Consider the following 15384-nt stretch of genomic DNA (forward strand, 5'->3'; position numbering starts at 1 on the left):
GAGATAAGATTCTTATCTCCCTGCTGTGCTGTACAGCGGAGGATGAAGATGGATTTTTATCGTATAAATGAGGAATACAATCAGTATCTCCAAAGGTATGAAAAAGAAAATAGAGGGGTCACAAATCAAGGGTTCATTACGATTCAACTATATGATTCCTGTGCCAGAGGAATGCATTGAAAGGTTGATTATTAAAAATATAAAAGACGAAAAGTATCGCGTGTTATTAAATAAGGAATATCGGTTTTGCATGGACAATGCTGAGCGGATTCAGAAAAAAGCAAATAAAATATATGAAATGGTTACAACAAACCGAAAACAAAAATTAACTGATAACAGTTGTGCTTTTAGGATTTTGGAGCAAGGCTATCGAGAATATGTTGAGAATGTTTTAACAAATATTAGAAAAAATCAGTGAATCAGTAGTAAAGATATAATTAGTGAAAAAATATGGTATAAATATAATTAATAAAAATGTCAAACCCTATTGAAATTGGTAGTTGGATGGAGTATAATCCTGCATGTAAAAAGAAAATTTCTTCAGGGCAGGGTGATCAGAGAAGCGATCTGAAATTCCCTACCGGCGGTATAGTCCGCGACCCGCTGCAGGCGGTTGACCTGGTGAGATTCCAGGACCGACAGTATAGTCTGGATGAGAGAAGAACACACAGATACGTATGAATGTTGTACGAAGATTAGTGCGTGATGCCCCGGGAGAGATTCCGGGGCTTTTCTGTTACCATGGATCTTTAAAGCAGGTCATTGGCCGGCTTTATAAGAGACATCTTCCACTGGAAATTTTCTTTCAGAATAATTTCAAAGGAGAGATTTTTATGAGTGAACAGGTTTTAAGAGGCGGAAACACAATGGAGAGGAGCCGCACAAGGACTCTTGTGCAGGTGGCGATGCTGGGAGCAGTGGCAGGAGTTTTGATGAATTTTGAATTTCCCCTCCCATTTCTGGCACCATCTTTTTACCAGATGGACTTCTCTGAGATCCCTGTACTGATCGGTTCTTTTGCTATGGGACCGCTGGCTGGCGTACTGGTAGAGCTGATCAAGATCCTGGTACACCTTGTTACAAGGGGAACCATGACTGCAGGAGTAGGGGATGTAGCCAACTTCCTGATGGGATGTGCTTATGTGATTCCGGCAGGTCTTCTGTACAGATATCATCACGTAAAGACAAGAAAGCATGCAGTGGCAGGTATGGCTGCAGGCACAGTGCTGACAACGATCCTGGCATGCTTTGCCAATGCATTTGTACTGCTTCCGGCTTACGGTAAGGCATTTGGTATGCCGGTACAGGCTTTCGTGGAGATGGGAACTGCTGTACACAGCTCTGTCAACAGCCTTCTGGGCTTTGTAGCGCTGATCATTGTTCCCTTTAACTTAGTGAAATATACAATTGTATCAGTGATCGTATTCTTTGTTTATAAGAGGATCCGTGTAGTCCTTCGAGGTGACTGATACAGGGAAAAGAGGTCATTATGGGCAAGATCAACCAGGTCAGGAAGCTGACAGATAATGCATATTTGAATCTTTACAATGTAAAGGCAACTAGTATCCATAATACACCTGTGGATTATTTTGTGGCATCCAGGGCAAAGTCTGAAAAGGAAATGAAGCTTTCCACAGGTGAGAATCCTCCGGATGGAGTGATCATTTACAGCCTTTATGGGGAGAAAAAGGACAAGGTTGTACTGATCCGGCAGTATCGGTATCCCATCGGTACCTATGCTTATGAATTTCCGGCCGGACTGGTGGAAAAGGGCGAAGACTACCATGACAGTGCAGTTCGTGAGCTTTATGAAGAGACAGGTCTGACCCTTACGCCTTTGAAAGTAGATGAGGCATATCAGAAGCCTTATTTTACTTCAGTAGGGATGTCAGATGAATCCTGTGCTGCTGTATACGGATATGCCAGCGGCACAGTGAGCACAGATGCCCAGGAGGCTTCAGAGGAGATCCAGGTGGTGCTTGCGGACCGGGAAGAAGTAAAAAGAATCCTCCGGGAAGAAAGGGTATCCATCATGTGTGCGTATATGCTGATGCATTTTTTGAAGGATGAGAAGCCCTTTGACTTCCTGGAGGTTTTGAAATAAAGAGTTAAAGTCATTCACTTAACTTTGTGCAGGCACAGGAGGGTGAATGACTTTTCTGTATTGTGATCATTAATATTCTGCATAGTCGTCGATCACATTATCGCCGGAAGCAGCAGGATCTGCAGACGCGTCACCAGATGTATCACCAGATGTATCGCCTGAGGTATCCGGAGTGCTGATATCACCGGAGGTATCTACGCCGCCGGAAGGATCATCAGCAGGAGGTGTATCCTCAGAGGTATCATCTCCTGTTACAGTATCGTCGATCACTTCATCAGAAGCACCATCCGGATTGGAGGTATCCGGTTCATCGGATGGTGTGTCAGGGGTATAAGTATTATCTGCGGAAGTATCCTCACCTGAGGGATTGTCCTGATAATTGCTTTCCTGGTTATAGATCGGGAAATCCGATCCAGAAGATGCGCTGCCAGTGGCAGCTTCAGCCTCGGCAGCTGTTGCCGGGGCTTCTTTTAATGTAGTGGTGGCAGTGGGGATCCGGATGCTCTGGGGAACTACCACGTATATCAGAAGCATAACACCGCAGAACAGTGCTGCACTAACTGCTATCTTTATCTCATCTGTATGTCGTCTCATGGAAACACTCCTTTTTTACAGGCTTCAGAAGGAAATCCATATCTGAAAGGTTTTCTTATGCCGGATACTTAAAATATGCTTCCGGCGGTGTCTGTTTTATTTCTGGATTATATCATAAACAAAACGAAATTTGTAGTGTGCAGATGCATAAAAACACCTTTGAATCCCTTTTTGAAAATACTTTCTTGTATTATAAGTATAAGTGTTTTTCTACATTACAAATACTTTCCTACATTAAAATATAAAAATTTTCCTGCAATGCAGTAAAAAAGTGCTTTTCATACGTACAGAATCGTGCTAAAATGAAAAATAAATTTTATCTCAGTCGAGAAGACTCCCACCTCTTTCATGTGGTGAGTAACAGCTGCTCGACTTGAAGATTTGGTGTCAAAACACCAAAATAAGGAAAAGAAAGAGGAGTTATTATGACACAGGCAACCATTTGTATTTTGATCACGATTTTTCTGTATCTACTGGGGATGCTGGCCATTGGATTTCGCTGTGCCAAGAAGACATCTTCCACATCCGACTTCTTCCTTGGAGGAAGAAAGCTTGGACCTTTTGTAACGGCCATGAGTGCAGAAGCCTCAGATATGTCCAGTTATCTGGTAATGGGACTTCCTGGACTGGCATACCTGTCTGGTGTGGCTGATGTAGGATGGACTATTATCGGTCTGGCAGCAGGTACCTATCTGGCATGGTTACTGGTAGCAAGAAGGATACGCAGATATTCCCAGATCACCGGCTCCATTACACTTCCTCAGTTTTTTTCAAACAGATTCCATGATAAGAGAAGTATTCTGGCAGCTATTGCAGCAGTGGTGATCATTGTCTTTTTTGTACCATATACAGCAGCAGGCTTTGCCGGCTGTGGCAAACTTTTCTCATCTTTGTTCGGCATGGATTATATGACCGCAATGGTGATCTCTGCTCTTGTGATCGTAGGATATACAGCTACCGGCGGTTTTCTGGCAGCATCCATCACAGACCTGATCCAGAGTATCATTATGACAGTGGCTATTATGACAGTTCTTATTTTTGCCACTGCACAGGCAGGCGGTATTGGCGCAGTGCTTGACAATGCCAAATCCCTTCCTGGGTATCTTTCCTTTGGAAGCACATATCTTGAAGAGACTGGAACCAGTGAACCATATACGCTTTTACATATTATTACTACTGTTTCCTGGGGACTGGGATATTTCGGAATGCCTCATTTCCTGCTTCGCTTCATGGCCATTGAGGATGAGAAAAAGCTGAAGCTTTCCAGAAGGGTTGCTTCCGTATGGGTTTCCGTTTCCATGGCATTGGTTGTTGTGATCGGTATTACAGGCCGTGCATTAAGCAGCAAAGGTATTCTTGATACACTTCACGGAGCAGATACAGAGACCATCATTGTCAGGATTTCTGACCTGTTATCCGGCTATGGGATTATCCCGGCTCTGCTTGCCGGACTGATCCTTTCCGGTATTCTGGCAAGTACCATGTCCACAGCAGATTCCCAGCTTCTGGCAGCATCCTCCAGTGTTTCCCAGAACCTGCTTCAGGAAGCTTTTCATCTGAAGCTGTCCCAGAAAGCAAGTATGATCGCTGCAAGGACAACCGTTATTGTGATCGCAGTTCTTGGTCTGTTTCTTGCAAAGAATCCGGACAGCTCTGTATTCGGTATTGTATCCTTTGCCTGGGCTGGCTTTGGTGCAGCCTTTGGCCCGGTAGTGATGTGTGCCCTGTTCTGGAAGCGTGCAACCTTCCCTGGAGCAGTGGCAGGTATGATTTCCGGGGGAGTTATGGTTTTTGTGTGGAAGTACCTGATCCGGCCAATGGGTGGCGTTTGGGGGATTTATGAACTGCTTCCCGCATTTCTGGTTGGAACATTGATGATCGTGGTAGTCAGTCTTCTTACAAAGAAACCATCTGCTGAGATTGAAGCAGAGTTTGAGCTTGCAAAGAAAAAGACTGACCTGTAAGAAAGTGAAAACATGCAGTAACAGATTTTAAAGAGCTTGAAGTGGTAAAAAAAGGTATCGCTTAATCATCTGATGGGATGATTTGGCGATACCTTTTCTATTTTAGGAAAAATGTACGGATGCCCTTTGAAATCCCGCGGATCATTCTCTGTTGATAAGCAGCCGTCTGCATCAGACGGTCTTCTGCAGGATTTGACATATATCCAAGCTCGATCAGGGTAGTGGGAACCTTGCTCCAGTTATTACCGGTCATGGTGTCCGTTTCCCATACCTTTTCTTTAAAGCAGCCTGTACTCTTTACATAGGCATTAAGAACAGCTTCTGAAAGAGTATAGCTGCTTTTTATTTGCTTTGAGGTAAGATAAGGATTGGCAGCTGTTACGCACACAGTACGGGCGCCTGCTGCCTGCTGGGAGGTGAAGCTGTTTGCGTGGATCCGGATATAGGCATCTGCTTTTTTACCATTGGCAAAGGCAGCACGCTGTCTGCAGCTTTTGGCTGTCTTATGGTCAGTTCTGGTAAGGAAGACCTTGCAGCCCTGTTTCTTTAGAAGAATGGACAGCTTTTTGGCTACTGTCAGGGTCAGCTGGTATTCAGGTACCCCAGTGGCTATACCCTGTGTGCCTGGATTATCCCTGGCTTTTTGCTCTGGGGAGCCTGGACCTAAAGGCTCGGTTCCCTGTGCAGTTACACCGGAATGCCCTGGATCTAGCACAACTACAGGAGTCCAGATCCCTTGGGCATCGATCTTGCGTCCCTGGACAGTCACATTTGCACGCATCTTTCCGGTCTGGCGTCCGAAATAGCGGTAATGTCCACGGATGTATTGCCAGCCTGTAAGCATCCTTCCGCTGGAATCAAAGGCATAATAGGCATTCCTGATCCTGCGAAGACCTTTCAGTTTTTTGCCGTTCTGATAATAATATTTCCCTGTGCGGTTTGCTTTCCAGCCTGTAAAACCGGCTGCCTGAACCTGCATGACTCCGGGAAGTACTGAGGCATTGCCTGGGACATCAGGGCTTAGTAAAAGGGTCAGCACAAGCAGCAGGATAAATAGCGGGGAAAATTTTCTTACTGTTTTCATAAGGAAAAACGCACATTTCGGAAGTGGCTGTGCAGTGCGCCATCTGTGTTTTGTGGATCTTGCTCCGGATCAAAATAGTATGCAGGATTTTGGAATATATCGTTGATGGCAATGATGGCAGCACCATAAACCATAGAGTCCTGCTTATAAGAGCTTAATCGGATGGAGGTGGTTTCCATTGTCTGGGGAACCACTCTTTTCTGTACATTAGAGATCACCCGTTCCAGCATCAGGGTGGGGTTCACATGAGCCATCTCATCTCCGATCACGATGGCTCTAGGGTTAAAGCTGTTGATCACATTAATAATGCCGATAGACAGGTAATCACACATTTCCATATAAAGCTTTACTGCGGTGGGATCTTTTTTCCTTACCAGCAGAACAGCATCTGAGAAAGTAAGCTCATCTTTTTTGCCAAAGGCTTCATTCAGCTTTTTTACAAAGGTAATGGAAGAGCAGTAGCCTTCCAGACAGCCGTAATTCCCACAGGAGCATCTGGGGCCGTGGATATCAATGGTGGTATGTCCAATCTCACCGGCAGCACCGGTAGACCCTGTCAGGAGGGCACCGTTGTTCACGATTCCGGCACCAATACCCTGGGCAAAAGCAACATATACCAGCACATCAGTATTATTCGTCTCTTTGCTGTACCAGAACTGAGCCAGCGCAGCTGCATTGGCATGCTCTTCAATGATCACCGGGATCTTGTAATGCTCCATAAATTCATCCTTCAGCGGAATGTCTGCCCATCCTTCCACTTCGGTAACAACAGAAATCCTGCCTTTCACACGGTTGTAAGGGCCGGGGATGGCAAGCCCCAGTGCAAGGATCTTTTTATCCGGAAATTGTTGGATCATTTTGTCCATTGCATGGAACACCATGTCCATGATCTCCCTGGCATTTTGCCCGTGCTTAATACTGGTTCTACGGATCATAACGGCTTCACCGTACAGATTGAAAAGCCCTACAGAGAAATTCTGTCTGGCGATCCGGATCCCGGCTACCGCAAGATCCTCTGTGTTCAGGGAGATGGCAATGGAGCGGCGCCCCTTTACGCCGGTGAGCAATCCTACTTCCTTTACAAGATTCCAATTCATAAAGTCATTGATAATATGTGTAACTGTTGCCTGTTTTAGACCAGAATGTTCTGCCAATGTGGTTCTGGCACATACTTTTTCACGGCGCAGAAGATTCAGTAAAAGGCTGCGGTTCAGATTCTGGATATTTCCCTGGTTCAGGCCTCGCATGGTTTCTTTCATCAGTCTTACCTCTCAGAACATTTTATAGGATGAACACTGTAATCTGGATTTTGGTGTTTTCACATTCAAATCATGATGGGTGAATACAGTGTTCAGATGAATAACAACCTTAAATAAAATTATTAGTTCAATTTATTACTTAATTCAATTGTATTATATATCAAAAAAAAGATAGATGCAAGACAAAAACAGATGCAAGACAAAAACAGATGCAAGACAAAAACAGTCAGACTATCACTTGACAGATATAAAATAACAGCCACAATATTACTTGGCAGACAAAAAACAGCCGGACCATCAAAGGAGATGATCCGGTCGGAAAAAACGATTATGGAAATTTATGCGAAATATACATTCACATCATGCTCTTTAAAATATTCAATATACTGGGAAGGCGCATTCTTATTGGTGATCACATTGGGAATACTGTCCAGGCTGCACAAATGGGTAAATGCCCGTTTGTTGAATTTGGATTCATTAAGCAGCATGTAAATATCTTTCACATTCTGAAGGAGATAATTATACAGTGGAAGCTGTGCCCGGTTGGTGATGGAGTAACCGTATTCCAGGTCAGCACCGTCAATCGTGAAAAACAGCTTGTCAAAATACAGCTTCCGAAGATTCTGTATGATGGATTCGTCCAGGGTTTCAATATGGTTGCTTCCAAGATGGATATTGCCTCCAAGGAGAAAAACACCGATATCATGATTGGAAGCAAGCTCCAGCGCACCGGTAATGTTAGTGGTAACAACTGTGATCCCCTTCTTGTCACTTTTGTTCAGGTGACGGCAGAGAAGAGAACCTGTAAAACCGGCTCCTACAAAAAGGATATCGCCGGAATGGATAAGGTCAATGGACTTCTGGGCAATAGCATTCTTGCACTCAAACTGGTCATCTGCCATTTTGATGGAGGAGAAAACCTGGAAATAATTGGATTTGTCCTTTTCGGGGGCAGCAGACCGCTCCGGCTTCTGTGCGCCGCCATGTGTACGCGTAAGAAGACCCTTCTCCTCAAGTTGTGCAAGGTCCCTTCTGGTGGTGGCAAGGGAAGCACCTGTAAGATCGCAAAGTGTCTGCGTGGATGCAGTATGGTTCTGGTCAAGATAATCCAATATTAATTTCTTACGTTCCGTAGCTAGCATAAACATCTCCATTATATATCCCGTCAGGAAAGGGATTTTTCTATTTTTACCAGCCTGCTTGTGCCAAGCCTGGAAGCACCAAGGGAAATAAATTTCTCTGCATCATCAAAAGAGGAGATGCCTCCGGCAGCTTTGATCTTAACATCTGATCCAACATATTTAGCAAAGAGTGCAATGTCGTCAAAGGTAGCGCCGCCAGTTGAGAACCCGGTGGAGGTCTTGATATAATCTGCCTTTGCCTGAGTGACGATCTCACACATTTTGATCTTTTCTTCTTCATTTAACAGACAGGTTTCAATAATTACTTTCAATATTTTATTATCACATACTTCTTTTAGTTTTTCAATTTCATTTTGCACATAAGCGTAATTTTTAGCCTTTAATGCGCCAATATTGATCACCATATCCAGCTCGGATGCACCATTTGCAATGGCATCCTTGGCTTCATAGATCTTAGCTTCTGTGGTGTGGTTGCCGTTTGGGAAGCCGATCACTGTACAGATAGGAAGCTTGCCCTGTACATACTCTGCTGCTGCAGCAACATAACAGGGGGGAATACATACGGAAGCTGTGCCGTAACGAAGCCCATCGTCGCAGATCTGACGGATCTCCTCCCAGGTGGCTGTCTGTGCCAGTAATGTGTGGTCTACCATTTTTAATACTTCGCTGTGTGTCATGTAATACTCCTTTCCTTTACATAGAAATCATCTTAATTAATTATACGGATTGCATTGCGCTTTGCAATCTCATTACGATCATTATAAACCATGATGAGCGATTCGTCAATTAAAAATGAGCGAAAATGAGCGATAATATATAATATATAAAAAGAATGAACAAAAAACCAAAAATATATTGATATTTCACAGGCTTTATGTTAATATCTAAAAAGAAAAAGTGATAAAACAATCAAAAACAATCAAAATGAAGCAACCAAGACAGAAAGGGGGATATATATGAGTTTTGACAAAGTGCAGGCAGATCGTCTGGCAGTCAAAATCAGAAAGAATATTTTAAGGGCTATTGCATCTGAAGGGAAGGGCCATATAGGTGGATCGCTTTCCATTGCAGACACTTTTGCAGTCCTTTATAGCGGAGTGGCGAAGGTGGATCCGGCAGATCCGGGGAAAGCAGACCGGGATTTTGTAGTTATGTCAAAAGGACATTGCGGACCGGCTATGTATGCGGTACTGGCTGCCAAAGGCTTTTTTCCGGAAGAGGCTTTGGATACATTGAACAAAGGAAATACCATTCTTCCAAGCCATACAGACCGGCTGAAAACTCCTGGGGTGGATATTTCCACTGGCTCCCTTGGGCAGGGGGCATCCCTGGCAGCAGGTGCAGCACTGGCAGACAAGCTTGATGGGAAAACTTCTTATATATATATGATTTTGGGAGATGGAGAGCTGGATGAGGGCCAGGTGTGGGAGTCTGCATTATTTGCAGCACATCATAAGCTGGATCATCTGATCACTTTTGTAGATGTGAATGGCAAACAGCTGGATGGACCTACAGACCAGGTGTGCTGTCTTGGCAGTATTGAGGATAAGTTCAGAGCCTTTGGTTATCATGTGGTTTCTGTTCAGAATGGAAATGACACCGGACAGATCTATCAGGCGATCCAGGAAGCAAAAGCAGTGAAGGACAAACCTTCCGTGATTCTTTTACATACAGTGAAGGGAGCCGGCATCCGTTATTATGAGGAGATGGCGAACTGCCATTCCACAGAAGTGAAGAAAGAAAATCTGCCGGACTTCTATCAGGAGCTTGACAGAAGGCTGAAAGAAAAGGAGGAGGCGTAACTGTGGAGGAACTGAGAAAGGTTTTTTATAAGACAATGGCAGAAATGATGGATGAAAATCCCCAGGTGGTATACCTGGATGCGGATCTGGCCGGAGCCATGGGAACAGCCGGACTGTTTCAGGAGTTTCCACAGCAGGCCTTTGATATGGGGATCATGGAAGCCAATATGATCGGTGTAGCTGCCGGGATGTCCATAAAAGGGAAGATCCCATTTGTACACAGCTTTGGACCTTTTGCTTCCCGAAGATGTGCAGACCAGACCTTTTTATCAGGCTGCTACAATAAGGCGAATCTGAAGATCATAGGTTCAGACCCTGGGATTACCGCAGAAACCAACGGTGGTACCCATATGCCCTTTGAGGATGTGGGGATCTACAGATCTTTTCCCGGGATGACCATTATGGATATTGACGAGCCCTATCTTCTCCAGGAGATCCTGAAGAAAATGGCAAATACCTATGGTGTGATGTATCTGCGCTTCCCAAGAAAAGGAAAGACCGTTTACTATTCCGGCACAGAAGAATTTCAGATTGGCAAAGGAAATATTGTAAGGGATGGTACAGATGCTACAGTGATCGCCTGTGGCATTGAAGTTGGTTATGCATTGGAAGCAGCAGAGAATCTGGCAAAAGAAAATATCCAGGTGCGTGTGGTAGATATGTTTACCATTAAACCTTTGGATCAGGAGCTGGTGATCCGCTGCGCCAGGGAAACAGGGGCGATCCTGACTGCTGAGAATCATAATATTTATGGCGGACTTGGCAGTGCAGTAGCAGAGGTGCTGGCAGAGAACTGTCATGCAGCTTTTGGCAGAGTGGGAGTACCGGATACCTTTGGTGAGGTTGGAAATAAAAAGTTCCTGGCAGATAAGTTTGGGATTTCAGCAGAATACATAGAAAAGGCAGTTAGAGAACTGATTTTGAAAAAGAAGAAAGGCCTGGGAGACTGACACATGAGAAATGCTTTGTATATACAATCCGGAGGACCTACGGCAGTGATCAACTGTTCTGCCGCCGGTGTGATCCGGGAATGCCAGGAGCTTCTGGAAAAAGGCGACAAGCTGTATGCAAGCCTGCATGGAATTGATGGCCTGCTTCATGACCATTTGTATGACTGTACAGATATGGATGAAATGCAGCTTTTGCGTCTGCGTAATACACCGTCCATGGCTTTTGGCTCCTGCAGATATACAGTGCGGGAGGATACGGAAGAGGATTATGACCGGATTCTTGCAACTCTGAAAAAATATCAGATCTATTACATTTTTATTAATGGCGGCAATGGCTCTGTAGCAGCAGGCCACCGTTTGTGTGAGCACCTAAAAAAGGCAGGTTATCCATGCTGTTTGATGGTGATCCCTAAGACAGTGGATAACGATATTGCCATTGTGGATCATGCACCTGGTTTTCCATCAGCTGCCCGTCATACTGTGATCACCATATCAGAACTGGTTCATGATATGTATACCTACGATACAGATCTGATCATGGCAGTGGAAGTGATGGGTCGTAATACAGGATATCTGGCTGCAGCTGCAGCCGCAGCCGGGAAAACTGGATGGGGACCGGATCTGATCTATGTACCGGAAGTGGTTTTTGACCCGGAACAGTTTGTAAATGATGTGGCCCAGGTTATACAGAAAAAAGGCAAATGCTTTGCAGTAGTGGCAGAAGGAGTCAAGACAGCAGACGGCAGATATCTTTTTGAGGATACAACTGTTAATAAAGCAGATGATCCGTCCAAAAATATGGGAGGGATCACCCCTTACCTGAATCATCTTCTGCGGAAATATTTTACCTGCAAGATCCGCTGCATTGACCTGGGATTGATGCAAAGGTGTGGCGCACATGATGCTTCTGAGATTGACAAAACAGAGGCACAGCAGCTTGGAAGCGAAGCTGTGAAGCGTGCTTTTGCCGGAGAAAGCGGGAAGATGGTTACACTTACCAGGATCAGCAGCAGCCCATACAGGACCGAGATACAGACACTGGATCTGGAACAGGTGGCAGATGTGGAAAGAGTGATGGATCTGTCCTACCTGGAGGATAACCGCCATCAGATCAAAGAAGCTTATATGGATTATATCCTTCCACTGATCGGTGATTTGCCAGAGTACGTGGAGCTGGATGGAATCAGCCATTAAGACAGGGACAGAAGCTGAATATAGACAGAATCAGGACAGCCTGGATGAGCAGGTCTGTCTGAAGTATATGACCAAAACAAGGAGGAAACAGTAATGTACACTTATCAGGAACTGGGGCTTGTCAATACGAAAGAGATGTTTGCAAAGGCATACCGTGAAGGCTATGCAGTCCCGGCTTTAAATTTTGTAACCATTGAACAGCTGAATGGCATGATCGATGCAGTGATCGAGAAGAAATCTCCTGTGATCCTGCTGGTATCACCTAATCTTCACCGTCAGCTGGGACATGAAATGACTGCAAGGCTTGCCCAGGTAGCAACAGACCGGATCAAAGAAGCCGGATTACAGATTCCGGTAGCCCTTCATCTGGATCATGGCATGACCTATGAACAGTGCGTGATGGCCATTGAAGGAGGCTTTTCATCCGTTATGATCGATGGAAGCAAGCTGCCTTTTGAGGAGAATATCGCACTGACCAAAAAGGTGGTGGAATATGCCCACGCACATGGTGTTACAGTAGAGGCAGAGCTTGGCATATTAAAAGGAAAGGAGGAGGATGGAACCGAAGGTACAGATGAAAGTATGTATACGGATCCGGAAATGGCAGTAGATTTTATCCGCCGTTCCGGCTGCGACAGTCTGGCAATCTCCATAGGAACCTGCCATGGATTGGTGAAAATGGTTCCCAATGAAGACGGAACCCTGCCAGAACTGCGCTATGATATCCTTCAGTATATTTCTGACAAGGAACCTGGCTTCCCCATCGTGCTTCATGGATGCTCCAATATTTCCCAGAAATATGTGGATATGATCAATGAGCATGGAGGACATATTGAAAAGACAGTGGGTATCCCTGATGATCAGGTACGCAAGGCGTCCAAGCTTGCTGTGTGCAAGGTTAATATTGCTACAGACGGATGGATTTGTGGGCTGGCAAATACCAGACGTATCCTGGATGAAGAACCGGGAGCGATTGACAGCCGTGCGTTTACTTTGAAGATCCGCCCGCTGATGAAGGAACTGTATCTCCATAAGATCGATATTATGGGAAGTGCAGACCGGGCATAACTTTTAGGACAGGTGTGAAGTATGAAGGATATGGATGAAAAGTTTTTTCTTTGTGTGGAAATTGGAGGCACCAATCTGCGGTATGGAGTGGTGACAAAGGACTATACATTGAAGCAGTTTGACAAGATTCCTTCCCAAGGACTGTCAGATGCCAGAGATAAGGGGGAATATTTAAAGCAGCTGCTGGATCCGGTGCTGGAAGAGAACGGGGGAGTTTCAAACTTTATGTGCATTTCCCTTTCTCTTGCTTCCCTGATGAACCGGGACCGGACCATATGCTACAATTCCCCAAATATCCAGGGCTTTGATAATCTTCCGCTGAAAGCAATTCTGGAAAACCTGTGGGGACTTCCGGTGATTATGGAGCGGGATGTGAATACCTCTCTTTTGTATGATCTGTGGAAGAACCATATGGGGCAGGAAGGGATCGTGATCGGCGTGTACATTGGCACTGGCCTTGGAAACGCCATGAGCATTGATGGAAAGGTATACAAAGGCTATACCGGCTCATCCTGTGAGCTGGGACATATTCCTGTGGACGGTCTTGAAAAGATGTGCGGCTGCGGGAAAAAAGGATGCATTGAATTGCGTGCCGGTGGGAAAGTACTGGCAGAGATTGCCAGAGAGCATTATAAGTGTCAGGTTTCTGACATCTTTGTAAAGTACGGGGATCAGCCGGATGTGCTGGATGTGGTGCGTATGTGCGCCCTTGCCACAGCTACAGAGGTAACGATCCTGGATCCTGTGTGTGTTGTGCTTGGCGGCGGGGTGACACAGATGCCCGGCTTCCCTATGGAGTACTTTATCCGGAATGTAAAAGAAAACCTGCGAACACCGGAGCCAAGGGCTTCCCTTAGGATCGTCCCTGCGTCACCAGATGCAGAAGCAGGGGTGATCGGAGCAGCTCTCAATGCATACACTGCACTACAGTAACAGTTTTTTGTTGAATGTGAATAAATTCAAACACAATTAATTGTAACATTCGACAAAATGACCAAATGAATTTAAAAGTTTGTTGACATTATTAATTAAATGAATTAAGATATAAACATCAAAGGCAACGACATACAAGATGCCGTAGCAAAAATAAGGAGGGTATTTTTTATGAGCAAGAAGGTATTGGCAACAATGTTAGCAGCAACAATGTTAATGGGAGCTACTGCTTCTACAGTATCAGCAGCAGGCTTCACAGCTCCGGAAGGTGTTGATCCATCCGAGTATCATCTGGCAATCTGCATCCATTCCATGGATAATGAGTATTGGGCACAGGAAGCTAAGGGAGCTCAGCTGGCAGCAGAGTATTACGGAGTTGAGGCAGATATCCTTACCTGCGACAGCGATGACAACAAGCAGATCCAGGGAATCAAGGACTATATTGCACAGTATGGCGACAAGGCAATCTTCGTAGTTGACCCTTCTTCTACAGCAAACACAGTAAATATTGCTGAGACATGTGAAGATGCAGGCGTTTATGTATCTATCCTTGCACACAGGGCTGAGGGCCTTTATCCGGCAGATTATCCTCACTTTGTAGCATCTTTGATGCTGGATGATATGGCAATCGGTAAAGCTACCGCATCTGCACTGTTCGAGGCTATCGGTGGTGAAGGCCAGGTTGCAGAGCTTCAGGGACTTCTTGGTGATGACTCCGCTACCAACAGACATGCAGCATTTGAGGAAGCATTAAAAGATTATCCGGACATCGAAGTAGTTGACAGCCAGACAGCAAGCTGGAGCCAGTCAGACGCTATGGCACTTGTAGAGAACTGGATCGTTAATTATCCGGATCTGAAAGGTATCTTCTCCGCAAACGATACAATGGCACTTGGTGCTGTTGAAGCTCTTAAGAACGCTGGAAAGAACGGCGAGATCAAAGTCAGCGGATGTGACGGTATCGAAGCAGCTCTTAACGCAGTTAAAGACGGTGATCTTGTTATCACAAATGCAAACGATGGATATTGCATCGCTGGTTATGGCGCATCTTACGCAATCCAGGCAGCTCTTGGCAGCCTTGACGTAGAGGGTATGGATCCTGCAGAACGTCTGATCTTCTGCAAGACTACACTTGTAACAGCTGACAACGCAGATGACATTATCTCCAAATTCATCGAGACTCAGGATCCTGGATATGATTATTCAGACCTTAGCTTCTGCATCGACAAGTATCAGGAAGATGGTGCAGCAGCAGACGAAGCAGCAGAATAAATAATCAAGCTGCCCGGG

General features: G+C 45.1%; 15 protein-coding genes and 1 riboswitch. Of the genes, 10 read left to right on the forward strand and 5 right to left on the reverse strand.

From position 1 onward, the window contains the following. The first annotated feature begins 67 nt into the window (after nt 1–67). The 3 genes from G5B11_RS09365 (at nt 68) to G5B11_RS09375 (ending at nt 2104) form a co-directional block, all read left to right on the forward strand. Nucleotides 68–418: a type III toxin-antitoxin system ToxN/AbiQ family toxin gene (locus tag G5B11_RS09365; protein WP_244092960.1), complete on the forward strand. Its 351-nt coding sequence runs from the start codon at nt 68–70 to the stop codon at nt 416–418. Between the two features lie 114 nt (nt 419–532). Continuing rightward, nucleotides 533–668: riboswitch (FMN riboswitch) on the forward strand. Nucleotides 669–833: 165 nt separating this feature from the next. Next, on the forward strand, nt 834–1469 hold the full coding sequence (locus tag G5B11_RS09370) for an ECF transporter S component (protein WP_158422411.1): 636 nt from the start codon (nt 834–836) through the stop codon (nt 1467–1469). Nucleotides 1470–1489: 20 nt separating this feature from the next. Beyond that, nucleotides 1490–2104: an NUDIX hydrolase gene (locus tag G5B11_RS09375; RefSeq protein WP_158422410.1), complete on the forward strand. Its 615-nt coding sequence runs from the start codon at nt 1490–1492 to the stop codon at nt 2102–2104. 69 nt (nt 2105–2173) lie between these two features. Here G5B11_RS09375 and G5B11_RS09380 read toward each other — a convergent pair whose 3' ends face one another. After that, on the reverse strand, nt 2174–2698 hold the full coding sequence (locus G5B11_RS09380) for a hypothetical protein (RefSeq protein ID WP_173727819.1): 525 nt from the start codon (nt 2696–2698) through the stop codon (nt 2174–2176). 425 nt (nt 2699–3123) lie between these two features. Here G5B11_RS09380 and G5B11_RS09385 point away from each other — a divergent pair, with 425 nt between their 5' ends. Next, nucleotides 3124–4662 carry a sodium/proline symporter gene (locus G5B11_RS09385; RefSeq protein WP_173727821.1) on the forward strand — a complete coding sequence of 513 codons (1539 nt, stop codon included), beginning with the start codon at nt 3124–3126 and terminating at the stop codon, nt 4660–4662. 97 nt (nt 4663–4759) lie between these two features. Here the strand turns inward: G5B11_RS09385 and G5B11_RS09390 are convergent, their stop codons facing one another. From G5B11_RS09390 to deoC, 4 genes are all read right to left on the reverse strand, one after another. Continuing rightward, complete coding sequence (locus tag G5B11_RS09390; protein ID WP_173727823.1) at nt 4760–5746, reverse strand: N-acetylmuramoyl-L-alanine amidase family protein; 987 nt, start codon at nt 5744–5746, stop codon at nt 4760–4762. Next, nucleotides 5743–7005 (reverse strand): ROK family protein, encoded by a 1263-nt coding sequence (locus G5B11_RS09395; protein ID WP_173727825.1) that lies wholly within the window; start codon nt 7003–7005, stop codon nt 5743–5745. The genes G5B11_RS09390 and G5B11_RS09395 overlap by 4 nt, the downstream gene beginning before the upstream one ends. Nucleotides 7006–7343: 338 nt before the next feature. Then, the gene (locus tag G5B11_RS09400; RefSeq protein WP_173727828.1) at nt 7344–8147 is read right to left on the reverse strand and encodes a DeoR/GlpR family DNA-binding transcription regulator; all 804 of its coding nucleotides are present in this window, start codon (nt 8145–8147) and stop codon (nt 7344–7346) included. 23 nt (nt 8148–8170) lie between these two features. After that, a complete protein-coding gene (gene deoC / locus G5B11_RS09405) occupies nt 8171–8824 on the reverse strand; it encodes a deoxyribose-phosphate aldolase (protein WP_158422404.1) in 654 nt (217 codons plus the stop codon). Nucleotides 8825–9103: 279 nt separating this feature from the next. On the opposite strand from deoC, the gene G5B11_RS09410 reads away from it, so the two are divergent. The 6 genes from G5B11_RS09410 to G5B11_RS09435 all read left to right on the forward strand — a co-directional run bounded on the left by G5B11_RS09410 (nt 9104) and on the right by G5B11_RS09435 (nt 15366). After that, nucleotides 9104–9949: a transketolase gene (locus tag G5B11_RS09410; RefSeq protein ID WP_158422403.1), complete on the forward strand. Its 846-nt coding sequence runs from the start codon at nt 9104–9106 to the stop codon at nt 9947–9949. Nucleotides 9950–9951: 2 nt separating this feature from the next. Next, the gene (locus G5B11_RS09415) at nt 9952–10899 is read left to right on the forward strand and encodes a transketolase family protein (protein WP_262583078.1); all 948 of its coding nucleotides are present in this window, start codon (nt 9952–9954) and stop codon (nt 10897–10899) included. Between the two features lie 3 nt (nt 10900–10902). Further along, nucleotides 10903–12093 (forward strand): diphosphate--fructose-6-phosphate 1-phosphotransferase, encoded by a 1191-nt coding sequence (locus G5B11_RS09420; protein ID WP_173727829.1) that lies wholly within the window; start codon nt 10903–10905, stop codon nt 12091–12093. Nucleotides 12094–12186: 93 nt separating this feature from the next. Beyond that, a complete protein-coding gene (locus tag G5B11_RS09425) occupies nt 12187–13161 on the forward strand; it encodes a ketose-bisphosphate aldolase (protein WP_158422401.1) in 975 nt (324 codons plus the stop codon). 21 nt (nt 13162–13182) lie between these two features. Continuing rightward, a complete protein-coding gene (gene alsK, locus G5B11_RS09430) occupies nt 13183–14094 on the forward strand; it encodes an allose kinase (RefSeq protein WP_173727831.1) in 912 nt (303 codons plus the stop codon). A 171-nt stretch (nt 14095–14265) separates the two neighbouring features. Continuing rightward, nucleotides 14266–15366, forward strand: a complete 1101-nt coding sequence (locus G5B11_RS09435) for a sugar ABC transporter substrate-binding protein (protein ID WP_173727833.1) — start codon at nt 14266–14268, stop codon at nt 15364–15366. Nucleotides 15367–15384 lie beyond the last annotated feature (18 nt).

The organism is Blautia glucerasea (genome assembly GCF_013304385.1).
GTDB lineage: Bacteria > Bacillota > Clostridia > Lachnospirales > Lachnospiraceae > Blautia_A > Blautia_A ammoniilytica.